The organism is Streptomyces sp. NPDC079020, from assembly GCF_044542225.1.
Classification (GTDB): Bacteria; Actinomycetota; Actinomycetes; order Streptomycetales; family Streptomycetaceae; genus Streptomyces.
In genome coordinates this window covers 107,536-131,453 of record NZ_JBITUB010000003.1, presented here as the reverse complement: position 1 = coordinate 131,453, position 23,918 = coordinate 107,536, and the positions used below count along the sequence as shown (strand labels likewise).

The following is a 23,918-nucleotide window of genomic DNA, read 5'->3' as shown; positions in this document are numbered from 1 at the left end:
GGGCACCGCATATCGTGCCTGGCATGCATACGTATCCGACGCAGGCAGTGATCCTGGCGGGTGGCCAGGGCTCGCGACTGCGCCCGTACACCGATGACCGCCCCAAGCCGATGGTCGAGATCCCCGGAACCGGGACCCCGATCATCGGCCATCAGCTTTCCTGGCTGGCCGCCGAGGGCGTCACCGACGCCGTGGTCTCGTGCGGCCATCTCGCCGAGGTGCTCCAGGAGTGGCTGGCCTCGGCCGATCTCCCGCTGCGCGTCACGACCGTCGTCGAGACGGAGCCGCTCGGCCGCGGCGGTGGCCTGAAGTACGCGGCGGCCCGGCTGCCCGATCCGGGGCAGCCGTGGTACGCCACCAACGGCGACATCTGGACGCGCTTCTCCCTGCGCGAGATGGCCGCCTTCCACGCCGAGCGCGACGCCACGGCGACCCTGGCGCTGGCCCGGCCCCGGATTCCCTGGGGCGCGGTGGAGACGGACGCGTTCGGGCACATCACGGACTTCATCGAGTCGCCGCCCTCGCCGTATCTGATCAACGCGGGTGTGTACGTCTTCTCGCCCGCGTTCACGGAGCTGCTGCCCGACCGGGGCGACCACGAGCGGACGACCTTCCCCCGGCTGGCCCGGGAGCGCAGCCTCGCCGGGTACCCGCTGCCGCACGGGGCCTACTGGCGGGCGATCGACACCGCGAAGGACCTCACCGAGGCCGCGAAGGAACTCGGCGCCCAGACGGGCTGACAGAGCCGCGGACGGGGTCGCGGGAGGCCGCGCACAGGCAGCGCAGAGGGCTGCGGGGAGGCCGCGCACAGGCAGCGCACAGACAGCGCGGAAGCAGCCGCGCGCAGGCCACGCAGAAGCGGCACAGAAGCAGCGCAGAATGCTGCGGGGGGCCGCGCACAGAGGGGCGGGCACAGAGAGCCGCGCACAGGGGCGGGCACCGGATTCGGTGCCCGCCCCCTCGCTCCGGCGCTGTCCGCCGTCCTGCCGGTGGGCAGTCCCGCCCGTCAGCCGAGCAGGCCGCCGATCGGGTTCCGGCCGGCGCCGCCCGAGCCGCCGCCGTCACCGCCGGACGAGCCGCCGCTGTCCGAACCGCCGCCGGTGGAGCCGCCGCCCGTCCCGGTGGGGCCGGAGGACGTCGGGCCCGCGCTGCTGGACGGGGGCTGCTGCGGGGTCGTCTGCTGCGGGGGCTGCTGGCCGGTGCCCTGGGTCTGGCTGGGCTGGGTGCCCGCCCCTGCCGTGTTCCCCGATTCGCGGGTGGTGTCCGTGCCCTGAGTGGACTCGTTGCTGGGCGGCGTCGAGGCGGCGCCGGAGTGGGTGGGCCGGGGGCGCCGCTCGTCCGGGGTGCGGGAGGCCTTCCGCTCGCCGGTGGACTCGCCGGGCAGCGGCATGCCGGGGAGCTGGTTGACCGGGTTGTCGTGGGGGCCCGGAACGGTCACGACCTCGGTGGAGCGTACGGCGCCGCCGAGCATCGAGCCGATCAGCAGGGTGAGGCCGACGACCACCGTGGCGACGACCGTGCCGCGGCGCAGCACACGACGGCGCAGGTCCCAGATCTCGGAGCGCGGGCCGAGCCTGCGCCAGGCCTCCCCGGCGAGGCGCGCGTCGGCGGAGTAGACGGGCGCGCCCGCGATGATCAGCGGGCTCCAGGCGGCCAGCATGATGATGTCGGGTGCGTCGTAGACGGCGACCGTGCGCCAGCTGACCGTGACCAGCAGGGCGGCGGAGAGCAGGGCACCGACGACGGCGGAGACGCGCTGCCAGAGGCCGAGGACGGTGAGGACACCCACGACCACCTGGAGGAAGGCGACGGTCAGGCCGGCGCCGACGGGGTGCGAGAGGGCGAAGTCGCGGAGGGGTTCGGCCAGGGCCCAGGGGTGCAGCGAGTTCAGCCACTTGACCATGGAACCGCGCTCGCCGCCGTCGAAGAAGACGGGGTCGCACAGCTTGCCCATGCCGGCGTAGATGGAGATGAACCCGAGCAGGACGCGCATCGGGAGCAGCACGACGCCCAGATTCATCCGGCGGCCGGGGTAATAGGCGTGCCGGACCGGGTCGTTGCCGTGGCGGCGGTCCCGGGCGGCGGGGCTCTCGTCGTACTCCTCGTCGTAGCTCCCGGGTCCGCCCGGCCCGTCCGGCCCGTCGTCGACCGGGTCAAACGCCCCGACGGCCTGCCGCATCGGCGGGAGCAGCGGCCCGTTGCCGCGTCCGGGCCGCAGCGGCGCGGTCAGTACGGGGTTGGGCTGGGTCTCGTCGAGGCGCGGGATGACCTGCGTCGCACCCGCGGCGCGACCGTCCCCGTACTCCCCGCCCAGCCCGCCGTCGAGCTGCCCGGCGGTGGAATTGCGTACGGCCTGGAGGAGACCGGTCGCACCCGGGTCGCCCGGGGCGGACCTCCCGCTCCAGACGACGGGCGCCCGCCGACGGCCGCCGGAGCCGCTCATGGCGGGAATGCGGGCCGTGCCCACGGGGGCACCGCGCAGCCGTGGGCGCTGGCCCGGGGCGAGCTGCACCCGGAAGCTGGCGTGGTTGACGATGACCTGCGCGGGGTCGCTGTCCACCTTGGTCATGCTCAGGGCGGGTTGCTCGTCGAACCGAGGCGTTCTGGTGTCCACACTCATCTAACCGAGTGATGTGTGGTTAGGACACTGCCTTGACAGCCCCGATGTGTCCGAGACCCGTCAAGATCGTGCCAAACTCGGGCATCTAGGAACTGTGTTCGGCGCGTCAGGCCCGAAGCGGCGCGTGGGACGGGATCACCGGCGCCGGGCCCGGCCCCGTGACACGTACGGGGCCGGAACCGTGGAACGCGGTGGGCTCACGCCCGGCGGCGCGCCACCTCGTACAGCACGATGCCTGCCGCGACACCGGCGTTCAGCGACTCGGCGCCGCCCGGCATCGAGATCCGGACCCGGTAGTCGCACGTCTCGCCGACGAGGCGGCCCAGGCCCTTGCCCTCGCTGCCGATCACGATGACGACCGGTCCGGCCAGCTGTTCCAGGTCCTCGACCGTGTGCTCACCGTCGGCCGCCAGACCCACGACGGTCAGGCCCGCCTTCTGGTAGCCCTCCAGGGCGCGGGTCAGGTTGGTGACGCGGGAGACCGGCGTACGGGCCGCCGTGCCGGCCGAGGACTTCCACGCACCGGCGGTCATGCCGGCCGCGCGGCGCTCGGGGACGACCACGCCGTGGCCGCCGAACGCGGAGACGGAGCGGACGATCGCACCGAGGTTGCGCGGGTCGGTGACACCGTCGAGGGCCACGATCAGCGGGTCCTCGTTGTTGTCGTACGCGGCCTTGGTGAGGTCCTCCGGGTGCGCGTACTCGTACGGCGGGACCTGGAGGACGAGGCCCTGATGGTTCAGGCCGTTCGTCATCCGGTCCAGCTCGGGGCGCGGGGCCTCCATCAGGTTGATGTTGCCGCGCTCGCCCGCGAGCTTGAGGCAGTCGCGGACCCGCTCGTCGTTGTCGATGTACTGCTGGACGTACAGGGTGACCGCGGGGACGCCGTCGCGCAGGGCCTCGTAGACCGGGTTGCGGCCGACCACCATCTCCGAGGTGCCCTTGACGCCACCGCGCCGGGGCGCGGGGCGGCGGGCGGCGGCCTGCTTGGCCTGGGCGTTGGCCACCCGGTTCTTCTTGTGTCCCTTGCGGGCGGAGGCGGGCGGCGTCGGTCCCTTGCCTTCGAGACCACGGCGTCGCTGGCCACCGCTGCCGACCTGCATGCCCTTCTTGTTGGACGTGCGGCGGTTCCTGCGCTGGCTGTTCCCGGCCATGACCTACCTGTTTCGTTGCTTCAGAAGTACGTACGTAATGAAAGTGTGCCGCCCGGACGGCCGGGCGGCACATTTGCGCCGGTCAGGCCGGTGCCGAGAGGGGGTGCTCAGCGCGGTCCGAGCGTCCACCGGGGGCCGCTGGGGCTGTCCTCGATGACGAGACCGGACTGGTTGAGCTGGTCGCGGATGGCGTCGGCGGCGGCCCAGTCCTTGCGGGCGCGCGCCGACTGGCGCTGGTCGAGAACGAGGCGTACGAGCGTGTCGACGACACCGTGCAGGTCCTCACCGCGGTCCGCCTCCCCCGCCCAGTGCGGGTCGAGCGGGTCGAGGCCGAGCACACCGAGCATGGCCCGGACCTCGGCGAGGCGGGCGACTGCGGCTTCCTTGTCGTCGGCGGCGAGGGCGGAATTGCCCTGCCGGACGGTGGTGTGGACGATCGCGAGCGCCTGCGGCACGCCCAGGTCGTCGTCCATCGCCTCGGCGAACGCGGGCGGCACCTCGGTGGCGGGGGGCACGGTCTCCCCGGCCTTCTCGGTGACCCGCTGGACGAAGCCCTCGATCCGCGCGAACGCGGACTCGGCCTCGCGCAGTGCCTCCTCGCTGTACTCGATCATCGACCGGTAGTGCGGGGTGCCGAGGTAGTAGCGCAGCACGATGGGGCGCCAGGCCTTGACCATCTCGCTGACCAGCACGGAGTTGCCCAGCGACTTCGACATCTTCTCGCCGGACATGGTGACCCAGCCGTTGTGCACCCAGTACTTGGCGAACTCGTCGCCGAAGGCCTTGGCCTGGGCGATCTCGTTCTCGTGGTGCGGGAAGATCAGGTCGATGCCGCCGCCGTGGATGTCGAAGGCGGCGCCGAGGTACTTGTGCGCCATCGCGGAGCACTCCAGGTGCCAGCCGGGACGGCCGCGGCCCCACGGGGTGGGCCAGCTGGGCTCGCCCGGCTTGGTCGCCTTCCACATGGCGAAGTCGCGCTGGTCGCGCTTGCCGGTCTCGCCCTCGCCGGTGGGCTGGCGCAGGTCGTCCAGGTCCTGGTTGGACAGCTCCAGGTAGCCGGGGAAGGACCGGACGTCGAAGTAGACGTTGCCGTCGGCCGCGTAGGCGTGACCGCGCTCGATCAGGCCGCTCATCATCTCGATCATCTCGGTGACATGACCGGTGGCGCGCGGTTCGTACGTGGGCGGGAGGCAGCCGAGCGCGTCGTAGCCGTCGTTGAACGCGCGCTCGTTCTCGTAGCCGATCGACCACCAGGGGCGGCCCTGCTCGGCCGACTTGTTGATGATCTTGTCGTCGATGTCGGTGACGTTCCGGATGAACGTGACGTCGTAGCCGCGGTAGGTGAACCAGCGGCGCATGATGTCGAAGTTCAGCCCCGACCGGATGTGCCCGATGTGGGGGGCCGCCTGCACAGTGGCGCCACAGAGGTAGATCGAGACACAGCCCGCTGTGAGCGGGACGAAGTCACGGATCTGCCGGGCGCTGGTGTCATGCAGGCGAATAGTCACGCCTCAAGGGTAGTAGGCCCGCACCAGTGCCCCGCGACCCCTTGGGGATCGCGGGGACAACTTTCTGATATTGGGATGTGCGCCGCCGGCCCGCGCGGACGGCCGGAGCGGGGTCCCGGCGGACTGCGGGGCTGTCGCCGGAGCGGGCCGCAGGACCACCGGACCCGGGCTCAGATGCGCCCGACGACCTTGCGCGGGGTGATCCGCACGACCACCCGCTGGGCGTCGTCGGCCGAGCTCGGGTTGAACTCCGCGTACTTCTTGCCGGTGTACTTCTGCGCGAGCTCGTTGATCAGCTCCTGGCCGCCCTCGGTGGTCACGGTCGCGGTGCCGCGGATCTCCGCGTACGTGTACGGGTTGTCGGCGGGCTGTACGACCACGGTGACGCGCGGGTCGCGGCGCAGGTTCTTCTCCTTGCGGCGGTCCACGGTCGTCGAGATCAGGACGTCGTCGCCGTCCCGCTTCACCCACACCGGCGAGAGCTGCGGGCTGCCGTCGGGCTGAATGGTGGCGATGGTGACGAAGACGGGCGTGTCGAGCAGGCTCTTGAGGTTCTCGGAGAGTTCGGCGGTCATGGCGTACGTCCTCCTGATGGGCTGGCTGTCTTTCCGCTCCTACCCGCCAACCACGGCCGGGCCGCACTGCTTCCCCTTCCGGCCCGCCGGAAGGGTGAATGCCAGGGGGCGCCGACCAGCGGAACGGCGGCGAGCACCGTCCACAGGACCGGTCCGGGCGCGCCGAGGAGGCTCCGGTGGCCGCGCCGCCGCCGAGGACCGCGAGCCCGGAGACGGAGGACGGCGCCCCGGTCGCGAGGCCGAGCCGCCGGTCGTCGACGAGATCGGGCACCAGCCCGGCGGGCGGGCGCGTTGGCGGTCTCGGTGAGCGCTCCGGCGCACAGTGCGCCGAGGACCAGGCCCAGCGGGAGCGTGACCACGCCGGTGCGGGGGCCGGCGCGGGCCGGGTGCGGATGGGGCGCTGCGGGCGCCAGTGCGGGGCCGGTGCAGGCCGGGTGCGGGTGGGGGCGCTGCGGGCGCCAGCCCGCCCCCGGTGCGGGCGCCGGTGCGCCGGGGGCGGGCGCCGGTGCGAGGACGGTGCGGGGCCGGTGCCTGTACGCGTCCGGCCCCGCGCCTGTCCGTCAGCCCGGCCCGCCCCCACCGGCCCACGAGCCCGCCCGCCTGCCCCTCAGCCCCTCAGCCCCTCAGCCCACGCGGTAGACCAGGGCTGTCGCGATCCCCGCGATCCCCTCGCCGCGCCCGGTGAAGCCGAGCCCGTCCGAGGTCGCGGCGGAGAGCGAGAGGGGCGCGCCCACGGCGGCGGACAGCACCTTCTGCGCCTCCTCGCGCCGTTTGCCGATCTTCGGCCGTACGCCGACAACCTGGACGGCCACGTTGCCGATCTCGAAGCCCTCTGACCGGACGATCCGGGCCGCCTCCGTGAGCAGCGTGACTCCGGAAGCACCGGACCACTCGGGCCGCCCCGTACCGAAGTGCTGCCCGAGGTCACCGAGGCCGGCGGCCGAGAAGAGCGCGTTGCACGCGGCGTGCGCGACCACGTCGGCGTCGGAGTGCCCGGCGAGACCGGGACCCTCGCCCTCCCACTTCAGGCCCGCGCACCACAGCTCGCGGCCCTCTTCGAAGGCATGGATGTCGGTACCGATCCCGACGAGCGGAATGACGGGGGCCGCGGGTGCGCCCCCGGTGTTCTCAGAAACCATCGTTCGCCCTCCGGCGTGCGAGTACCGCCTCGGCCAGCACCAGATCGAGCGGCCGGGTCACCTTGAATGCCTCTTCGTGCCCGGGAACGACGACGACCGGCGCCCCGAGCTGTTCCACCATGCCCGCGTCGTCGGTAGCCCCCTCACCGTCCACGGCGACCGCCGCGTGCGCCCGCACCAGGGTGTCCCGGTCGAAGCCCTGCGGCGTCTGCACGGCACGCAGTCTGGCGCGTACGGGGGTCGAGAGCACCGGCTCCGGCTCCCCCGGTCTTCCGGGCTCGACCTCCTTGACGGTGTCGGCGAGCGGGAGCGCGGGGACGACGGCGGGCGCCCCGTCGCGTACGGCCTCGACGACCGAGTCCACCGTGTCGACCGGCACCAGGGGGCGGGCCGCGTCATGGACCAGGACGATGGAGATGTCCTCGGGCAGAGCGGCGAGGCCGAGTGCCACGGACTGCTGCCGGGTCTCGCCGCCCGGCACCACCAGATAATCGGTGCGCTCGGGCAGGGCGTGCGCGTCGAGCAGATTCTTGACCTCGGGCGCGCCGTCCGGTGGCGCGACGACCACGACCAGGGAGATGGCGCGGGAGGCGGCCATCGCGCGGACCGCGTGAATCAGCATGGGCGTACCGCTGAGCGCGCGGAGCGCCTTGGGCGCCCCCGGGCCGAGCCGCACGCCCCGGCCGGCTGCGGGAATCACCGCGGCGGTGCGGTGCTGGCGCGATTCATCGGGCGGCGGTGACATGGATGACATCGGTTGTACTCCGAAGCTTCGGCAGGTTTGTTTCCACGGCCGACATGGGTATGGCCCCAGCGAGCCGGGCGTGACGACCTGACTTGAACCGGGCCCCTTCCGTGACACCCGGTCGAGTCGGTCGCCGTGCGGCTCGGGATCGGCTACTGGGGGACGGTAGCCGGGAACAACTGGCGGGGGCGGACCAGCACAGCCTTTGCCTCCGACATGGCCGAATTGCGCGGTAGCGGTTTGGCCAAAAAGAGAAGGCGCACCGGTTCAGGATCGGTCGGCTCATGAACGGCACTCATGAACGGCAGGCGCCCGCGGACCGCGCAGCTCCGGAATACGCCCGGGTAACCATGGGGAATACGCATGGGTAACCGCGCCGGAACATGCCGCAGCGCCCGCTGACCAGCCGTTGAAACGGCTGGTCAGCGGGCGCCGCTGCACATTCTTACGACCGGTGTGATCCGATCCGGTTCAGGACGCGAGGACCTCGTCGAGCAGAGCCTCGGCCTTGTCCTCGTTGGTGTTCTCCGCGAGTGCGAGCTCGCTCACCAGGATCTGGCGGGCCTTGGCGAGCATGCGCTTTTCACCTGCGGAGAGTCCGCGCTCACGCTCGCGACGCCACAGGTCGCGCACCACTTCGGCGACCTTGATGACATCGCCGGAGGCGAGCTTTTCGAGATTTGCCTTGTAGCGACGGGACCAGTTCGTCGGCTCTTCGGCGTACGGCGCGCGCAGCACCTCGAAGACCCGGTCCAGCCCGTCCTGCCCGACCACGTCGCGCACACCCACGAACTCCGCATTGTCCGCCGGCACACGAACCGTCAAGTCGCCCTGGGCGACCTTGAGCACCAAGTAGGTCTTGTCCACGCCTTTGATCTGGCGAGTTTCGATAGCCTCGATCAGCGCGGCCCCGTGATGGGGATAGACCACGGTGTCGCCAACCTTGAACGTCATGTGACAGGTACCCCTTCCGTGGCTATCCAGAGTAACACGAGAACCGCATCTCCTGAATGGCGTTTTCGCAGGTCAGGGCATATCTCGGGGCTTGACAACAGCAACACGAACGTGCTGCGGAAGGCTTCCGGAACCCGGTATTCGCAGGTCGGAGCCACTGTGCAGCCGACGCGAAACACACGCGTCACACCCGCCGAGACCCCCTCCGAACGGGTTGAACGTCCCGTTTTGCCGGGTTCCGGGTAGTGAACTTTACGTACTCCGTTCGGACATCGATCACCCGTCCGGACCTAAGGGGTGATCGTCAATGAATTTGATCAACGGCGGCCCCTCGCGCGGATTATGTGTAAGGAATACGCCACGGTCCGGGAAATTGATCACCCCCGTAATGTGAACAGCCCGCGAATCCCCGCGGCGCCCGCGGAACAGCCCGGAGTGTTCCCGTAGCCACTCCCCCGAGTCGCGCGGAGCGGCCCGCGCGGGCATGCGGGTGACGCGCGCAGGGGGCGCGGGCCGGCACGGGCGGGGCACGTGGGGCCAGGGGTCGCTGGGGCGTCTCGGCGGGCGCCCGGGGGCGTCGCGACGGGCGTCTCGGCGGGCGTCGCGACGGGCGGGATTCCGTTCGGACAGGGCCCAGGGGGCGGGTCGGGTGCGGGGCGGGAGCGGCGGCTCGGTAGCCTGAGTTCGCTGACACACACTTAGGGCGGCTTTACACCGCCCGCGCTGGGGTCCGCAGAGTCCGAAGTCCGCAGTCCGACACGTTCAAGGAGTTGCCGCCGCCGTGAGCCGCAGCCTTCGACACGGCGCTCTCGCCGCCACTGCCATCGTGTTCTCGATCGCCTCGATGTCCGCGTGCAGCGCGGGCAACGACGCGCAGACACTCCAGGTCAGGCCGGACAACGCGGCCACCTCGGTCGACAACATCAAGATCCAGAACGCGAACGTCATCACGCAGCCCGAGCACGGCGCCGAAGGCCCTGCCGTGGTCTCGGCGACGCTGTTCAACGACGGCGACAAGCGCGAGATCCTGGAGACCATCACGCTGCCGGGCTCCAACGCCGAGGTGAAGCTGCACGCCGCCGAGGGCAAGGGCCCGATCATCGTCCCGGCGGGTGGCCGGGTCATCATCGGCGGCAAGGGCAACGCCGCCGCCGTGATCGAGAACGGCCGCGAGGCCACCCGCAACGGCAACGTCCAGCAGGTCGTCTTCAAGCTCAGCCGCACCGGCGACATCGGGCTCGGCGCCACCGTCGTACCGGCGACCAGCTTCTTCGAGGAGTTCGGCCCGAGCTCGCTGCCCGAGCTGCCGTCGCCGAAGCCGGCGCAGACGTCCCCGACGCCGTCCGGCGAGAGCTCGCAGACCCCGGGCGAGACCTCGGACAGCCCGTCCGGCACGCCGGCCTCGGGCACTCCGTCGGACTCCACCACCGCCTCGTAGGTCCGCGGGCGGCCGGAACACCGGCACACACATGCGAAGGGGGCGCCTCCCGGCCGGGAGGCGCCCCCTTCGCATGTCACCACGCGTCACTCGTCACGTGTCACACATCGTGCGTGCCGGACGTGCGGCGTCGGAAGCCGGATGCGCAGAGCCGGACGCCGGACGCCTGACGCCGGTTTACGGCTCGAACTTGTACCCCAGGCCCCGCACCGTCACCAGGTAGCGCGGCGCCCCCGGGTCGGGCTCGATCTTGGCGCGGAGGCGCTTCACGTGGACGTCGAGGGTCTTGGTGTCACCCACGTAGTCCGCGCCCCAGACCCGGTCGATCAGCTGCATACGGGTCAGCACACGGCCCGCGTTGCGCAGCAGCATCTCCAGGAGGTCGAACTCCTTGAGCGGAAGGTCGACCTTGCCGCCGGAGACCGTGACGACGTGGCGGTCCACGTCCATCCGGACCGGGCCGGCCTCCAGAGCCGCCGGGGTGACCTCCTCCGGCTCACCGCGGCGGCGCAGCACCGCGCGGATGCGGGCGACCAGCTCCCGCGAGGAGAAGGGCTTGGTCACGTAGTCGTCGGCTCCTATTTCCAGCCCGACGACCTTGTCGATCTCGCTGTCCTTGGCGGTGACCATGATCACCGGGACGTTGGAACGGCCGCGCAGCTGGCGGCAGACCTCGGTGCCGGGCAGACCCGGCAGCATCAGGTCGAGCAGGACGAGGTCGGCGCCGTTGCGCTCGAACTCGTCGAGACCGTCGGGGCCGGTGGCCGCCACGGCCACCTCGAAGCCTTCCTTGCGCAGCATGTAGGACAGGGCGTCGCTGAAGGATTCCTCATCCTCGACGACAAGCACTCGGGTCACGGAAGAGCCTCCGGGGCGGGGAATGGTTCATAGGTATCGGTCTCGTACGAGCCCTCGTCGTCACCGTTGACGATAAGCGGCCCGCCGGTGGTGCGCTCCCGCACGACGCCCGACTCGGGCAGTCGCAGGGTGAAGGTGGAGCCCTGTCCCTCGGAGCTCCAGACGGTGACCTCCCCGCCGTGCGAGGCGGCCACGTGCTTGACGATGGCGAGGCCGAGACCGGTGCCACCGGTGGCCCGCGAGCGGGCCGGGTCGACGCGGTAGAACCGCTCGAAGACCCTCTCGCGGTCCTTCTCCGAGATGCCGATGCCCTGGTCGGTCACGGCTATCTCGATGAGGTCCCCGCCGGGCGCGGCGATGCGGCGGGCGGCGATGCCGACGCGGGTGCGGGCGGGGCTGTAGTTGACGGCGTTCTCGACGAGATTGCCGAGCGCCGCGGCGAGCTGGCCGCGGTTCCCCCAGATGAAGAGATCCGCGGTGCCGCCCGAGGCCATGGTGATCTGCTTCGAGCCCGCCTGCTGGCGGCAGCGGTCGACGGCCTCGGCGACGAGCTCGTCCACCCGGACCGGTTCGGCGTCCTCCAGCGGGTCGTCGTTCTGCACCCGGGAGAGGTCGATCAGTTCCTGTACGAGGTTGGTCAGCCGGGTCGCCTCGATCTGCATCCGGCCGGCGAACCGCTCCACGGCCTCCGGGTCGTCGGAAGCGTCCATGACGGCTTCGGAGAGCAGCGAGAGCGCCCCGGTCGGCGTCTTGAGCTCATGGCTGACGTTGGCGACGAAGTCGCGCCGTACCGCCTCTATGCGGCGGGCCTCGGTGAGGTCCTCCACCAGGAGCAGCACCAGCCGGGAGCCCAGCGGGGCGACCCGGGCGGAGACGGCGAGCGCCTCGCCCCGGCCCGTACCGCGCCGGGGCAGATCCAGCTCGACCTGTCGTATCTCCCCGTCGCGCCGGGTGTCCCTGGCCATGTGGAGCATCGCCTCGACGGCCAGGCGCCCGCCCCTGACCAGGCCCAGCGCATACGCCGCGGAGCTGGCCTTGACCACGCTGTCGCTCTCGTCGAGGACGACGGCGGAAGAGCTGAGCACGGAGAGGACCGTGTCCACTCCCGGGGGCAGCGCCGCGTTGCCGTCGGGCCGCAGGGACGTACGCGTGGGCCGTTTCAGGTCGCGTTCGCTCCAGCGGAACGCCAGCATGGCGATCACACCGGTACACAGCCCGGCGATCGCTGCAGCTGCGGCGACCGCCGCGTTCACGTCCATGCTTCAAGGTTATGCGGGTGCGCCGACACTCTCCCAGCCATCCGGGTGCCATCTCGAACACTCGTCGCCCAGAGTTCACCGAGGAGCAAGTACCGGTTCACTTCGGGTGCCGGATCCGGACGCGTTGCGCACGCACCGTGGGAGCGTGGGGGACGGCCCAGAGCCCGGCCCCAGGACGGTCCAAGAAACTGGAGAGACTTCAATGCGCGACGCTTACCACGAGGAACTCGATTCCATCGGCGAAGGCCTGGTCGAGATGGCCCGGCTCGTCGGGTCGGCCATCGGGCGGGCCACCACGTCCATGCTCGACGCCGACCTCAAGCTCGCGGAGAGCGTGATCGCCGCCGACCAGAAGGTCGACGACCTCCAGCACGACCTGGAGGCACGTGCCATCGCCCTGCTCGCCCGCCAGCAGCCCGTGGCCACGGATCTGCGGATCGTGGTCACCTCGCTGCGGATGAGCGCGGACCTGGAGCGCTCGGGCGACCTCGCCCAGCACGTCGCCAAGCTGGCCCGGCTGCGCTTCCCGCAGTCCGCGGTACCGCACGACCTGCACGCCACGATCCTGGAGATGGGCCAGCTCGCACAGCGGCTGATGGCCAAGGCCGCCGAGGTCATCATCACCAAGGACGTCGACCTGGCGCTCCAGCTGGAGCAGGACGACGACGAGATGGACCTGCTGCACCGCACCCTGTTCCAGCACCTGATGGACGACCGCTGGAAGCACGGCATCGAGACGGCCGTCGACGTGACGCTGCTCGGCCGCTACTACGAGCGTTTCGCCGACCACGCGGTGTCGGTCGCCAAGCGCGTCGTCTACCTGGTGACGGGCGAGCACGCGGACGAGATCCAGGCGGCGGCCCCGGTGGACGGCGTGTAGGACCGAGCGACAGGTGTACGGGGACGGGGGGAAGCGACGGGGCGCTGCGGGGTACGACGGGGTACGGGCGGGGCGCCTCCGGGGTGGCCGGGGCGCCTCCGGCGTGCGATGGTCGCACGTTTGTTCCTGCGCGTATGCGCCGTTGATGCGCCTGCCGGGGTGGGCATGCAATGGGGTGGGGGCGGCACGCCATGCCGTACGTCCCCGGCGTGCGCACCTGGCGTACGTCCCCGGCGGCGCTCCTGACCGTGCGCCGCCCAGCGGTACGCCCTGAGGAGGAACCATGGCCGATTCCCCCACGACCGAACCCCAGCAGGAGACACCGACCGATGTGGTGCGCCTGACCGTGCTCGGCGCCTGCGGCTGCGGCTCGGGCTGCGGGTGCGGCTGCCAGTCCGGCGGCCCGTGCCAGTGCGGCGGCTGCTCCGGCTGAGCCGGCGCGGCGACGGGTGCCGTGCGGCGGAACCTCCGCCGCGCGGCACGGTCGTGCGTACCGGCTACCGCCTTCAGGCCTTCTTCCCGGCCGCCAGGTCCTTGGCCGCTCCCCCGGCGGGCGCGGCCCCGGCATCCTTACCCCCCGCGGGCACCGGACCCGCGGGCACCGAACCGGCGACCACCACTCCGGTGGGCGCGGTCCCGGCCGAGGACTCCCCGGCGGGCACCGGCGCCGCGGGAACCGCGCTGCCCGCCGACCCCGGAAGGTTCCGCATCAGCAGCCAGTAGCCGAAGGCGGCCACCGTGCCCAGCACCGCGCAGGTTCCCCACAGCCAGGCGGCGCCGTAGTGGTCGATCACGACGCCCGACATCAGCGGGGCGATGAGCGCGGCCACGGCCCACGACATCGTGTACATGCCCTGGTAGCGGCCGCGCCCCTGAGCCGGTGACAGCTGCACGATCAGGCCGGTCTGGATCGGGGCGTTGACGATTTCGGCGAGGGTCCAGACACACACCGTCAGCGCGTACACCCCGACCGACCCCGCGAAGGCGGTCAGCCCGAACCCGTACCCCGCCAGCAGCGCGGAGATGATCAGCAGGCGGCGCGGGTCGCGATGCTCGATGAAACGGGTGACGGGGATCTGGAGCACGACGATCAGCACACCGTTGACGGCGATGGCCGTACCGAAGTCGGAGCTGGAGAGCCCGTCCGCACCCATCGCCACGGGCAGGCCCACGTACCCCTGCTGGAAGATCAGCGAGACGAGGAACGACAGCCCGACGACACCCATGAACCGCCCGTCGCGCAGGACGGTCCCGATCCGCACGCCGTCGTCCTTCCCCGCCTTCCCCCCGCCGGCCACCGGTGCCTGCTCCGGCCGGGATTCCGGCACCTTCAGGAACACCACGACGGCGCAGAACAGAGTCATCGCGGCCTCGCCGATGAAGCCCGCGAGGTAGCTGTACTCGGCGATGAACCCGGCCCCGGCGGAGGAGACCGCGAAGCCGAGGTTGATGGCCCAGTAGTTGAGCGAGAAGGCCCGCACCCGGTCCTCGGGCCGGACGATGTCGGCCATCATCGCCTGCACGGCGGGGCGCGAGGCGTTGCTCGCCATGCCGACCACGAACGCGACGGCGGCGATCGCGAACGGGTGCTCCATGAATCCGAGCACCGCCACGGACACCGCCGTCGAGGTCTGGGCGATCAGCATGGTGGGCCGCCGCCCGAGCCGGTCCGTCATCACTCCGGCGCCGAGCGAGGAAACCACCCCGCCGAGCCCGTGCAGCGCGGCGACGAGCCCGGCGTACGAGGCCGAGTAGCCGCGGTCCATCGTCAGGTAGAGCGCCATGAACGTGGCGACGAACGCCCCGAGCCGGTTGACCAGGGTGCTGGTCCACAGCCACCAGAACTCCCTGGGGAGCCCGGACACGGTCTCGTGTGCGGCTCTTCTGAAACCGGCGACAGACATGCGGGTTCCCCCCGGGGACGTACGGAACAGGGGCCGCCGGTAAGAGCCCCGGAAGCAATCCGAACATTACGAAGGGCGGGTTCCCGGTCGCCACTCGATTGACGCCGACCGTCAAACGTCGCACCGCCCGGCCCGCTGCCGCGGCCACCGCACCCCGGGCCCGGCACCCCGGCCCGCCACCCCGGCCGGCGTCCGCTGTCCGCCCTGTGGCCGGGCGCGCTGAGGCTGCGGGGGTTCGATTACGCTCGGACTCATGGCCGACGCACCGTACAAGCTGATCCTCCTCCGCCACGGCGAGAGCGAATGGAACGCGAAGAACCTGTTCACCGGTTGGGTGGACGTCAACCTCACCGAGAAGGGCGAGAAGGAGGCAGTCCGCGGCGGTGAGCTGCTCAAGGACGCCGGTCTGCTCCCCGATGTCCTGCACACCTCGCTCCAGCGCCGCGCGATCCGCACCGCCCAGCTGGCCCTGGAGTCGGCGGACCGTCACTGGATCCCGGTCCACCGCTCCTGGCGCCTGAACGAGCGCCACTACGGCGCCCTCCAGGGCAAGGACAAGGCGCAGACGCTCGCCGAGTTCGGCGAGGAGCAGTTCATGCTCTGGCGCCGCTCGTACGACACCCCGCCGCCGGCCCTTGAGGACGGCACCGAGTTCTCGCAGAGCGACGACCCGCGCTACGCGACGATCCCGCCGGAGCTGCGCCCGCGCACCGAGTGCCTCAAGGACGTCGTCGTCCGCATGCTGCCGTACTGGTACGACGGCATCGTCCCGGACCTGCTCGCCGGCAGGACCGTCCTGGTCGCCGCCCACGGCAACAGCCTCCGCGGCCTGGTCAAGCACCTGGACGGCATCTCCGACGAGGACATCTCGGGCCTCAACATCCCGACCGGCATCCCGCTCGCGTACGAACTGGACGCCGACTTCCGCCCGCTGAAGCCGGGCGGCACGTACCTCGACCCGGACGCGGCGAAGGCCGCCATCGAGGCCGTGAAGAACCAGGGCAAGAAGAAGTAGGACCGCTCGATCAGGCCCCTGGTCCCGCACCGTCGGTGCGGGACCAGGGGCCTCCGTGCGTTCCGGGCCCGTCCCGGTCCGCCGGGCGGCCGACGGACCGGAACGGGCGCGGGGCGGGGGCGGGCGTGGGTGAAGTCTCCGCTCCGGCGGCGCCGGACAACCGCGTGGTGAACCGTTGGCCAACGCCGTACGCTGCCCTTGATCGACCAAGGAATCCCGTGGGGGGACGTTCATGCGCACAACCACTCGTATCGCTCTGCTCGGCACCGCCTTCGCGCTGGTCGCCGGTGCGGTCGGTGCCACCTCCGCCCAGGCGGCGGACGGCGGCAGCGGTGACATCACGCTCGACAAGGTCGTCATCAACGGCGGCAAGCCGGTCGTGGTCGGCACCACCAAGGTGGTGTCCGCCAAGGTCTCGGTGACCGCCTCGGACAACTCGGGCATCGCCAGGACCACGTACCTCAGTGCCTTCGGTCCGACGCCCAACTACGCCCAGATCTGGGACGACGAGATCACGTGCGTCAAGGCGAGCGCCACCACCTCGACCTGCACGGGCACGCTGACGTTCGACCCGCGGGCGTCGACCGGGTTCATCGGCAACAGCGCGGCGGCCACCTGGAAGCTCGGCACGCTGGTCTCCGCCAACGACGCCAACTACATCCACCGGGACGCGGCCACCACGTTCAAGGTGCAGCGCAACTCGCGGCTCACCGCGAACGCCTCGCCCGAGCCCGTCAAGAAGGGCAAGACCCTCACCGTCACCGGTCTGCTGTCCCGGGCCAACTGGGACACCCACACGTACAAGGGCTACACCAAGCAGAAGGTGACGCTGCAGTACCGCAAGAGGACCTCCACCACGTACACCGACGTCAAGACGGTCACGTCGTCCTCGACGGGCTCTCTGAAGACCACGGTCACCGCGTCCGCGGACGGCTACTACCGCTACAAGTTCGCAGGCACCTCGACCACCCCGGCCGTGACCTCCGCCGGCGACTTCGTGGACGTCAAGTAGTCGCGGGACAGGGGCTCTTCCTACGGCGCCGCCGCGGCCGGTCCTCCCGGCAGCGGCGGCGCCGCCCTGTCTACCACTCCCGCCACTCGTCCGTGATCTCGTACCGGTCCATCCCGTTGCGTTCGGCCAGTGCCGTCACATCGACACCGTTCTCCGTGAGGGTCGCGTCGATGTACTCGCAGAGCAGTTCGCGCTCGCCCGTCTCGTAACCCGCCCCGCCGTGGGCCTCGTTGACCGCGTTCAGAGCGAGGACCACGCGCTCGACCGCGGAGAGGATCTCGTCGTCCGAGGGCGCGCCCAGGGCGCTCATCCCGGCCTCGAAGGAGCCGAGCGTCTCGTCCGTCGCGGTCACGAGGGAGTCGGGGAACAACTGTGTCGTGAAGGCGCGTTCCGGAGTCAGGGTGCCGGCCGCCAGCCCGGCCGCCTCCTCGGTCAGTTGTCGGCGCCAGAGGTCGCTCGGTTTCTCAGCCATACCGGAAATGTACGGGCACCCACTGACAGCCGGAGCACGTTCCCCCGCCGTCCGGCCGGGTGTCACCGGCACCCGATAGCGTGTCCCCACTCCCGTGCTCAGCGAGCACCGGAGCGGGCCAACCGGGCGTCAAGGGCAAGGAGATCGGGGAGATCAGTCATGGGCGAGTCCCTGAAGACCTTCGTCGGCGGCACCGAAGTCGAGGTGCCCAACAGCATTCCGGACATCCGGGCCACCCTGCCCGAGGAGAGACGCGAAGAGTTCGACCGCGCCATCAACGAGGCGGGTGTGCACGAGATCCAGGCCGTGATGCGGCACTGGATGCTGGAGGCCGTGCCCGATCCCGAGGCCGAACGGATCCTGGACCGGCTGGCGCAGGACGAGGCCGAGAGGCGGAGCGTAGCTTGAGCTTCCGCATTTCCTACGCACCGCCCGCCGACGACACCCTGGCCAAAATGCGGGACGGCGAGTCCTTCCGGGACGAGATGGCCCGCACCCTGGGGAGCGATCCGTACGGACACGGGTCGTCCGCCGTCAAGAGCGAGCACGACCGGCGCGAGGCAACGGTCTTCGGCGCCATCGTCCTCTACTACGTCTCCGGTTCCGTGCTCACCGTCACCGTCGTCCGGCTCGTGCCGCTGCCCTGATGCGACGTCAGGACAGCGGCACGGGGCGCACCCCCCCGTCCCGGGTCAGGAGAGCTTTGCCGCCTGCGCGGTCACGATCGCGGTCGGCAGCTCGAAGCCCTCGGCCTTGCCACCCGTCGCGGCCAGGTTGAAGGAGACGAACGTCGCGAACGTGCCCGACCGGCGCATCGCCACCAGCTTGAACGGGATCTGCTTGCCCTCGCTCTCGCTCGTCACCGTCCAGCCGATGGCCTCGTCGCCGCCGGTCACCTTCTCCTCGGAGAGCCGGGCGATCTTCTGCGTGTCCCCGTCCATCGTGATGCTGAACCCGCCGTCGCACTTGGCCGCGGACTCGCGCACGGCCGCCAGGGTCTCCGGTGCCCCCTGGCCTTCGTACGAGGAGAGGGAGACCAGCGTGGAGGTCAGGTCGAAGGCCGCGGCGAACGCGTCCTCGGCCTCGCCCTCCGGCATCTCGGCGAGGTCTTCGAGCGAGGTGCCCTTGTCGGTCTTCTTGGGCTCGCTGACAGCGGTGCGCTGGGTGCGCGCGACCGGCTCGCCCTGTTCGACGCCGAGGTAGGCGTGGGCGAAGGGCTCGCACTCCTTCTTGTCGACCGTGACGCTGCCCGCCTTGACCTGGTCGTCGGGACCCGCCTGGGCGATCTTGTTGCCCTTGACGTCGCCCTGGACCAGGGAGGCCTTCTTCAGTTCCGCGGCGGTCAGGGTCCGCACCGCGGGCTTCTGCCCGGCACCGTCCCCGGCCACGGCACTGCTCGCGCCGCCGTCCTTGCCGTCCGAGCCGCCGCATGCCGTGGCCAGCAGGGCCAGGGACGCCACGGAAGCGACAAGGGCGGTACGGCGTACAGCGGTGGCGCGCATGGTTCATCTCTCCGTCTCGTGGAGCAGCGGCACTGCCCCGCGCGGCAGTTCGTCACGCCACCGGGACGAGCCGTCGCAGTACGCCACAGCCTACGATCGGACACCTGTCCGAACATCGGAATATCCGCCCACCCGGCGCTATCGTGATTCTGCTGTGATCGGCTTGTGAAGGCGCCGTGTGCCCCGCTCGTCACCCGTCACCTGTCACCGGTCCTCCGCCGGTCGCCGGTCTCCGGTCGCCGGTCTCCGGTCGCCGGTCGCCGGTCGCCGGTCGCCGGTCGCCGGTCGCCGGTCGCCGCCCACGCTCCACCCCGTACACGCCCGGTCGGTTCCGCCGGCGAGACCGTCAGGTGGCGGACGGGCGTTGGATCAGGTGGGTGAACGCGTCGAGATTCCGCGTGGACTCGCCGCGCGACACCCGCCAGGCGTACTCCTTGCGGATCGCGCTGGCGAAGCCCAGCTCCAGCAGCGTGTTGAACGAACCGTCCGCCGCTTCGAGGACGGTGCCCAGCAGCCGGTCCAGCTCCTGCGGTGTGACCACGGAGAGGGGAAGCTTGCCGACCAGATAGATGTCGCCGAGCGGGTCGATCGCGTAACTCACGCCGAAGAGGCGCAGATTGCGCTCCAGCAGCCAGCGGTGCACGGCCGCGTCGTTCTCGTCCGGGTGCCGGACGACGAACGCGTTGAGGGAGAGGGAGTGCTTCCCGACGAGCAGGGAACAGGTGGTGGACAGCTTGCGGGTGCCTGGCAGTTTCACCACGTAACTGCCGGATCCCGGGCTCTCCCATTCGAGCCCGGCCTCGTTCAGGGTCGCCTCGATGACCTGCGCCGCTGCTGTTTCGTCGGGTACGTCAGCCATGGGGCGAGCGTACGACAGAGGCGACGGGCGCACGCATCTCGTACGCCCGTCGGAAGCGGCCCCGGCCCGGCAGGCCGGGGCCTCGGGCGTGGAAGGTCCGGCCCCGCCCCCGTAGGTCCGGTCCTCAGCCGCAGTGGGTCCCGACCCGGAAGGTCCGGCGCTCAGCCGTGGTGGGTCCGGGCCCGTCGACGGTGGTCGCACATCGCGGCCGTGTACACATCGGCCGTCGCCGAAGCCGCCGTGTCCCAGCCGAACGACTGGGCGTGCGCGGCGGCCGCCGCACCCATCCGGTCGACCAGTCCGGGCGCGTCCGCGAACCGGCCGATCGCCCGCGCGTACGCCTCCGGATCGTGCCCCGGGATCAGAAAACCGCTGACCCCGTCCCGCACCGCCACCGGAAGGCCTCCCACCGCCGCCGCGACGACCGGGGTGCCGGCCGCCTGGGCCTCTATGGCGACCAGGCCGAAGGACTCGCTGTACGAGGGCATGACCAGCACGGACGCGGCCCGGAACCAGTCGGCGAGCTGGTCCTGCCCGACCGGCGGGTGGAACCGTACGACATCGGCGATGCCCAGGCGCGCGGCCAGCTTCTGCAGACCTTCCGGCTTGGCGAGCCCGCTGCCGCTGGGACCGCCGACGACGGGCACCATGATCCGGGTGCGCAGTGAGGGCTCGTGGTCCAGGAGCACGGCCACCGCGCGCAGCAGGACATCGGGGGCCTTGAGCGGCTGGATACGGCCCGCGAAGAGCGGGATCAGGGCGTCCTGCGGCAGACCGAGGCGGGCGCGGGCGGCGGCCCGCCCGTCCGCCGGACGGAAGCGCTCCAGATTGACCCCGGGGTGCACGACGGCGACGGCCGCCGGGTCGGCCTCGTAGAAGCGGACGAGTGCGTCGGCCTCCTCCGCGGTGTTGGCGATCAGCCGGTCGGAGGCGCGGACGATCTGGGTCTCGCCGATGACCCGGGCGGCCGGCTCGGGGGTGTCGCCCTCGGCGAGCGCGGCGTTCTTGACCTTCGCCATGGTGTGCATGGCGTGGACGAGCGGGACGCCCCAGCGCTGGGCGGCGAGCCAGCCGACCTGGCCGGAGAGCCAGTAGTGGGAGTGGACGAGGTCGTAGTGGCCGGGGCGCTGACCGGCCCATGCCTGCATCACACCGTGTGTGAAGGCACAGAGCTGGGCGGGCAGGTCCTCCTTGGCCAGACCCTCGTACGGACCCGCGTCGACGTGCCGGACCAGGACACCGGGCGCCAGCTCGACCGCCGGGGGCAGGGAGCCGGTGGTGGCCCGGGTGAAGATCTCGACCTCGATGTCGATCGCGGCGAGGCGCTTGGCCAGCTCCACGATGTAGACGTTCATCCCGCCCGCGTCGCCGGTACCCGGCTGGTGGAGCGGGGACGTGTGTACGGAGAGCATCGCGATACGGCGCGGCTTGCGGTGCGATCCGGGGAAGCCTCCGGGGAACCTGATGCGCGGCGCCACACGGGTGGGGCCGAGCCGAGAGACGTACTGACTCACGTAGCCCGTTCCTCCTCGCTCAGGGCATGCCTTCGAAGGGGCACGCAGTCCCTCCGAAGGGCGAGAACAGTGGAATCCCGCCTTTCATTTCCGCTTTGCCAAATAATTACGCGGGAATGACCGGAAGCGGTCCGCGTCGACCGGCTCTCCACCCGTCGGCCCGCCCCCGCCCGTCACATACGCTCGGTACATGCGCCAGCGCCCCATCGGCACCGCGACCCGCGGGACCACCAACCCCAACCGGCTGCGCCGTATGGACCGCTGGATCGCCGCGGTGCACGGCCCGGCCCTGCGCCGCGCCGCCTCCCCCCTCGCCGTCGACCTCGGTTACGGCGCCGCCCCCTGGACCGCCGTCGAGCTGCTGGAGCGCCTGCGCACCGTCGAGCCGCGCACCTCGGTGGCCGGTGTCGAGATCGACCCGGCCCGGGTCGCCGCGGCGAAGCCGTACGAACGGGACGGGCTCACCTTTCTCCACGGCGGCTTCGAGATCCCGCTCCCGGAGCGGCCCCAGCTGATCCGGGCGGCGAACGTGCTGCGCCAGTACGACGAGGACGAGGTCGCCGAGGTCTGGCGGCGGCTGTGTGCGCGGCTGGCCCCCGGGGGGCTGCTCGTCGAGGGCACCTGCGACGAGATCGGGCGGCGGCACGTGTGGGTGGCGCTGGGGCCGGAGGGCCCGCGGACGGTCACCTTCGCGACCCGGCTCGGTTCGCTGGAGCGCCCCTCCGATCTCGCGGAGCGCCTGCCGAAGGCACTGATCCACCGCAACGTGCCGGGCGAGCCCGTGCACGCCTTCCTCCGCGACTTCGACCGGGCCTGGGCCTCCGCCGCCCCGTACGCCTCGCTGGGCGCCCGGCAGCGCTGGATCGCGGCCGTGCGCGCGCTCCGCGCCGACTGGCCGACGACGGACGGCGTACGCCGGTGGCGGCAGGGCGAGATCACCGTGCCGTGGAGCGCCCTGCGCCCCGGCGGGGACTGAATACCGCGCGGGCGCCCCGTACCCCGGCGAGGAACTGGTACCGCGCGGCACGCTGTGAATCGCCGCTTTCCGGGAACGTCGCCGACTCATCGTTCGTCCCGTATCTACGGGACGTGCGCCGGCCGGGGCAGGGGTGTGACAGGGGGAGTGACAGGGGATGCGGCAGAGGGGTGTGACGTGTCAGCCGCGCTCGGCCTCTGTTGCTTTACGGGGTGACATGGCACGATCGCGACGTCGCCGGGAAGTTACTGACGGTAAGTCATATGCGCGTTACCTGACTTTTGTTGCATTCGCCCGGAGGGGGAGCTTGTGAACCGACGCCACTGTGCCACTGCCGCGATCACTCTGGTCTGCGCGCTGGCCATGCTGACCGCGCCGGTCCAGGCCATGGCCGCACCGATTCCCGAGCCCTCCCCCACCGCTCCCGCGAAGCCGGGGAAGAAGAGCCTCGAAGAGGTCCGCCAGGAGATCGACACCCTCTACCGCAAGGCCGGGGCGGCGACGGACGCGTACAACCTCGCCGAGGAGCAGACCGAGAAGCAGTCCGGCGAGATCGTCAAGCTGGCCAAGGCGATCGTCGACGGCCAGGCGAGGATCGCCGAGCTGAAGAACCAGGCGGGCGCCCAGGCCCGCGAGCAGTACCGCAACGGCGGGCTGCCCCCGGGTGCGCAACTGGTCCTCAGCGACGACCCGCAGCTCTTCCTGGACGGGGTCAACCAGGTCCGTCAGGGCCAGCAGGCCTCCAAGCAGGTCCTGGCGGAACTGAACAGGACCCAGGAGGACCTGGAGACGTACACCCAGGACGCGAGCCTCAACTGGCAGAAGCTCGAAACCAACCGGCTCAAGCAGGCCAAGGCCAAGAAGAAGATCGACGCCCAGATCGCGGCGGCGAAGAAGCTCGAATCGCAGCTGGAGAAGAAGGAACTGGCCCGGCTCCTCAAGCTGGAGCAGGAGGCCGAGTACACGGCGCAGACCGCGTGGCTCTCCTCCGGCGCGCTCAAGGACATCAACCGCGAGGCGAGCGCGAGCGGCAAGAAGGCGGTGGCCTTCGCCACCCGGGAGATCGGCAAGCCGTACGTCTGGGGCGCCGAGGGCCCCGACTCGTACGACTGCTCGGGACTGACCTCGCAGGCCTGGGCGGCGGCGAAGCGCCCGATACCGCGGACCTCGCAGGAGCAGTGGCGCCAGCTGCCGCGCATCGACATCAAGGACATGCGCCCCGGCGACCTGATCATCTACCACAGCGACGCCAGCCACGTCGGGATGTACGTGGGCGACGGCGCCATCGTGCACTCCCCGCGCCCCGGCCGGAACGTCACGCTGGCCGGCGCGGGCTCGATGCGGATCCTCGGAGTGGTCCGCCCGGACAAGTAGGGGCCGGGAACACCACCGCGCACGGCGGACCACGGGTACACGCCGGACACGTCGCGGCACCGCCGCGGCGGCCCGGAGCCGTTGCCCGCGTCCGCCGTGCGAGCCGGCAGGCCGGCCGGCCGCGTGAACCGGATCACGTGAGCGGCGCCACGCCGTGTCC

At 71.3% G+C, this 23,918-nt stretch carries 24 protein-coding genes; 10 read left to right on the top strand and 14 right to left on the bottom strand.

Features of this window, described 5'->3' with window-relative positions; all coding sequences use genetic code 11:
• Positions 1-23: 23 nt before the first annotated feature.
• Positions 24-740 (top strand): NDP-sugar synthase, encoded by a 717-nt coding sequence (locus tag ACIGJO_RS07705; RefSeq protein WP_399953599.1) that lies wholly within the window; start codon positions 24-26, stop codon positions 738-740.
• 266 nt (positions 741-1,006) lie between these two features.
• Here the strand turns inward: ACIGJO_RS07705 and ACIGJO_RS07700 are convergent, their stop codons facing one another.
• From ACIGJO_RS07700 to ACIGJO_RS07670, 7 genes are all read right to left on the bottom strand, one after another.
• Complete coding sequence (locus tag ACIGJO_RS07700; protein WP_399953596.1) at positions 1,007-2,620, bottom strand: DoxX family membrane protein; 1,614 nt, start codon at positions 2,618-2,620, stop codon at positions 1,007-1,009.
• A 197-nt stretch (positions 2,621-2,817) separates the two neighbouring features.
• Positions 2,818-3,774, bottom strand: coding sequence for a 23S rRNA (guanosine(2251)-2'-O)-methyltransferase RlmB (gene rlmB / locus ACIGJO_RS07695; RefSeq protein WP_266932164.1), 957 nt, complete (start codon positions 3,772-3,774; stop codon positions 2,818-2,820).
• 107 nt (positions 3,775-3,881) lie between these two features.
• Positions 3,882-5,282 (bottom strand): cysteine--tRNA ligase, encoded by a 1,401-nt coding sequence (cysS, locus tag ACIGJO_RS07690; RefSeq protein WP_399953593.1) that lies wholly within the window; start codon positions 5,280-5,282, stop codon positions 3,882-3,884.
• A 170-nt stretch (positions 5,283-5,452) separates the two neighbouring features.
• The gene (locus ACIGJO_RS07685; protein WP_399953590.1) at positions 5,453-5,857 is read right to left on the bottom strand and encodes a PPOX class F420-dependent oxidoreductase; all 405 of its coding nucleotides are present in this window, start codon (positions 5,855-5,857) and stop codon (positions 5,453-5,455) included.
• 623 nt (positions 5,858-6,480) lie between these two features.
• The gene (gene ispF, locus ACIGJO_RS07680; protein ID WP_266932171.1) at positions 6,481-6,996 is read right to left on the bottom strand and encodes a 2-C-methyl-D-erythritol 2,4-cyclodiphosphate synthase; all 516 of its coding nucleotides are present in this window, start codon (positions 6,994-6,996) and stop codon (positions 6,481-6,483) included.
• Positions 6,986-7,750: a 2-C-methyl-D-erythritol 4-phosphate cytidylyltransferase gene (gene ispD / locus ACIGJO_RS07675; protein WP_399953586.1), complete on the bottom strand. Its 765-nt coding sequence runs from the start codon at positions 7,748-7,750 to the stop codon at positions 6,986-6,988. The genes ispF and ispD overlap by 11 nt, the downstream gene beginning before the upstream one ends.
• A gap of 462 nt (positions 7,751-8,212) precedes the next feature.
• Positions 8,213-8,695, bottom strand: a complete 483-nt coding sequence (locus ACIGJO_RS07670) for a CarD family transcriptional regulator (RefSeq protein ID WP_003953493.1) — start codon at positions 8,693-8,695, stop codon at positions 8,213-8,215.
• Between the two features lie 781 nt (positions 8,696-9,476).
• Between ACIGJO_RS07670 and ACIGJO_RS07665 the strand changes: the two genes are divergently transcribed.
• A complete protein-coding gene (locus ACIGJO_RS07665; protein ID WP_399953583.1) occupies positions 9,477-10,133 on the top strand; it encodes a DUF461 domain-containing protein in 657 nt (218 codons plus the stop codon).
• Between the two features lie 177 nt (positions 10,134-10,310).
• On the opposite strand, the gene ACIGJO_RS07660 is transcribed toward ACIGJO_RS07665, so the two are convergent.
• Entirely contained in the window at positions 10,311-10,991 is a 681-nt protein-coding gene (locus ACIGJO_RS07660; RefSeq protein WP_017242433.1) for a response regulator transcription factor, read from the bottom strand.
• A complete protein-coding gene (locus ACIGJO_RS07655) occupies positions 10,988-12,250 on the bottom strand; it encodes a sensor histidine kinase (protein WP_399953580.1) in 1,263 nt (420 codons plus the stop codon). The genes ACIGJO_RS07660 and ACIGJO_RS07655 overlap by 4 nt, the downstream gene beginning before the upstream one ends.
• A 202-nt stretch (positions 12,251-12,452) precedes the next feature.
• Between ACIGJO_RS07655 and phoU the strand changes: the two genes are divergently transcribed.
• Positions 12,453-13,130 (top strand): phosphate signaling complex protein PhoU, encoded by a 678-nt coding sequence (gene phoU / locus ACIGJO_RS07650; RefSeq protein WP_266932178.1) that lies wholly within the window; start codon positions 12,453-12,455, stop codon positions 13,128-13,130.
• Between the two features lie 283 nt (positions 13,131-13,413).
• Complete coding sequence (locus ACIGJO_RS07645; RefSeq protein WP_266932180.1) at positions 13,414-13,563, top strand: hypothetical protein; 150 nt, start codon at positions 13,414-13,416, stop codon at positions 13,561-13,563.
• 73 nt (positions 13,564-13,636) lie between these two features.
• On the opposite strand, the gene ACIGJO_RS07640 is transcribed toward ACIGJO_RS07645, so the two are convergent.
• Complete coding sequence (locus ACIGJO_RS07640) at positions 13,637-15,034, bottom strand: MDR family MFS transporter (RefSeq protein ID WP_399953577.1); 1,398 nt, start codon at positions 15,032-15,034, stop codon at positions 13,637-13,639.
• Between the two features lie 253 nt (positions 15,035-15,287).
• Between ACIGJO_RS07640 and ACIGJO_RS07635 the strand changes: the two genes are divergently transcribed.
• Positions 15,288-16,049: a phosphoglyceromutase gene (locus ACIGJO_RS07635; protein WP_399953574.1), complete on the top strand. Its 762-nt coding sequence runs from the start codon at positions 15,288-15,290 to the stop codon at positions 16,047-16,049.
• Positions 16,050-16,281: 232 nt separating this feature from the next.
• Positions 16,282-17,061, top strand: a complete 780-nt coding sequence (locus ACIGJO_RS07630; RefSeq protein ID WP_399953571.1) for a calcium-binding protein — start codon at positions 16,282-16,284, stop codon at positions 17,059-17,061.
• Positions 17,062-17,131: 70 nt separating this feature from the next.
• Here the strand turns inward: ACIGJO_RS07630 and ACIGJO_RS07625 are convergent, their stop codons facing one another.
• Positions 17,132-17,533, bottom strand: a complete 402-nt coding sequence (locus ACIGJO_RS07625) for a hypothetical protein (protein ID WP_399953568.1) — start codon at positions 17,531-17,533, stop codon at positions 17,132-17,134.
• A 159-nt stretch (positions 17,534-17,692) separates the two neighbouring features.
• On the opposite strand from ACIGJO_RS07625, the gene ACIGJO_RS07620 reads away from it, so the two are divergent.
• Both ACIGJO_RS07620 and ACIGJO_RS07615 read left to right on the top strand, forming a co-directional pair.
• Positions 17,693-17,941 (top strand): hypothetical protein, encoded by a 249-nt coding sequence (locus ACIGJO_RS07620; protein ID WP_266932187.1) that lies wholly within the window; start codon positions 17,693-17,695, stop codon positions 17,939-17,941.
• Positions 17,938-18,180 carry a hypothetical protein gene (locus ACIGJO_RS07615; protein WP_266932189.1) on the top strand — a complete coding sequence of 81 codons (243 nt, stop codon included), beginning with the start codon at positions 17,938-17,940 and terminating at the stop codon, positions 18,178-18,180. The genes ACIGJO_RS07620 and ACIGJO_RS07615 overlap by 4 nt, the downstream gene beginning before the upstream one ends.
• Before the next feature lie 45 nt (positions 18,181-18,225).
• On the opposite strand, the gene ACIGJO_RS07610 is transcribed toward ACIGJO_RS07615, so the two are convergent.
• From ACIGJO_RS07610 to mshA, 3 genes are all read right to left on the bottom strand, one after another.
• Complete coding sequence (locus ACIGJO_RS07610) at positions 18,226-19,035, bottom strand: hypothetical protein (protein ID WP_399953564.1); 810 nt, start codon at positions 19,033-19,035, stop codon at positions 18,226-18,228.
• Positions 19,036-19,381: 346 nt separating this feature from the next.
• On the bottom strand, positions 19,382-19,894 hold the full coding sequence (locus ACIGJO_RS07605; protein WP_399953561.1) for a YbjN domain-containing protein: 513 nt from the start codon (positions 19,892-19,894) through the stop codon (positions 19,382-19,384).
• A 161-nt stretch (positions 19,895-20,055) separates the two neighbouring features.
• Positions 20,056-21,408, bottom strand: coding sequence for a D-inositol-3-phosphate glycosyltransferase (mshA, locus tag ACIGJO_RS07600; protein ID WP_399953558.1), 1,353 nt, complete (start codon positions 21,406-21,408; stop codon positions 20,056-20,058).
• A gap of 190 nt (positions 21,409-21,598) precedes the next feature.
• On the opposite strand from mshA, the gene ACIGJO_RS07595 reads away from it, so the two are divergent.
• Both ACIGJO_RS07595 and ACIGJO_RS07590 read left to right on the top strand, forming a co-directional pair.
• A complete protein-coding gene (locus ACIGJO_RS07595) occupies positions 21,599-22,384 on the top strand; it encodes a class I SAM-dependent methyltransferase (protein ID WP_399953555.1) in 786 nt (261 codons plus the stop codon).
• Between the two features lie 309 nt (positions 22,385-22,693).
• A complete protein-coding gene (locus ACIGJO_RS07590; protein WP_399953552.1) occupies positions 22,694-23,758 on the top strand; it encodes an NlpC/P60 family protein in 1,065 nt (354 codons plus the stop codon).
• Positions 23,759-23,918 lie beyond the last annotated feature (160 nt).

Bases quoted from the DNA above. Each gene is read 5' to 3' on its own strand.
- ACIGJO_RS07645 (WP_266932180.1), top strand. From the start codon at position 13,414: ATGGCCGATTCCCCCACGACCGAACCCCAGCAGGAGACACCGACCGAT.
- phoU (WP_266932178.1), top strand. From the start codon at position 12,453: ATGCGCGACGCTTACCACGAGGAACTCGATTCCATCGGCGAAGGCCTG.
- ACIGJO_RS07705 (WP_399953599.1), top strand. From the start codon at position 24: ATGCATACGTATCCGACGCAGGCAGTGATCCTGGCGGGTGGCCAGGGC.
- ACIGJO_RS07685 (WP_399953590.1), bottom strand. From the start codon at position 5,857: ATGACCGCCGAACTCTCCGAGAACCTCAAGAGCCTGCTCGACACGCCC.
- ACIGJO_RS07655 (WP_399953580.1), bottom strand. From the start codon at position 12,250: ATGGACGTGAACGCGGCGGTCGCCGCAGCTGCAGCGATCGCCGGGCTG.
- ACIGJO_RS07625 (WP_399953568.1), bottom strand. From the start codon at position 17,533: ATGGCTGAGAAACCGAGCGACCTCTGGCGCCGACAACTGACCGAGGAG.
- ACIGJO_RS07595 (WP_399953555.1), top strand. From the start codon at position 21,599: ATGCGCCAGCGCCCCATCGGCACCGCGACCCGCGGGACCACCAACCCC.
- ispF (WP_266932171.1), bottom strand. From the start codon at position 6,996: ATGGTTTCTGAGAACACCGGGGGCGCACCCGCGGCCCCCGTCATTCCG.
- ACIGJO_RS07605 (WP_399953561.1), bottom strand. From the start codon at position 19,894: ATGGCTGACGTACCCGACGAAACAGCAGCGGCGCAGGTCATCGAGGCG.
- ACIGJO_RS07670 (WP_003953493.1), bottom strand. From the start codon at position 8,695: ATGACGTTCAAGGTTGGCGACACCGTGGTCTATCCCCATCACGGGGCC.
- ACIGJO_RS07610 (WP_399953564.1), bottom strand. From the start codon at position 19,035: ATGCGCGCCACCGCTGTACGCCGTACCGCCCTTGTCGCTTCCGTGGCG.
- ACIGJO_RS07620 (WP_266932187.1), top strand. From the start codon at position 17,693: ATGGGCGAGTCCCTGAAGACCTTCGTCGGCGGCACCGAAGTCGAGGTG.
- ACIGJO_RS07635 (WP_399953574.1), top strand. From the start codon at position 15,288: ATGGCCGACGCACCGTACAAGCTGATCCTCCTCCGCCACGGCGAGAGC.
- ispD (WP_399953586.1), bottom strand. From the start codon at position 7,750: ATGTCATCCATGTCACCGCCGCCCGATGAATCGCGCCAGCACCGCACC.
- ACIGJO_RS07640 (WP_399953577.1), bottom strand. From the start codon at position 15,034: ATGTCTGTCGCCGGTTTCAGAAGAGCCGCACACGAGACCGTGTCCGGG.
- rlmB (WP_266932164.1), bottom strand. From the start codon at position 3,774: ATGGCCGGGAACAGCCAGCGCAGGAACCGCCGCACGTCCAACAAGAAG.
- ACIGJO_RS07700 (WP_399953596.1), bottom strand. From the start codon at position 2,620: ATGAGTGTGGACACCAGAACGCCTCGGTTCGACGAGCAACCCGCCCTG.
- ACIGJO_RS07630 (WP_399953571.1), top strand. From the start codon at position 16,282: ATGCGCACAACCACTCGTATCGCTCTGCTCGGCACCGCCTTCGCGCTG.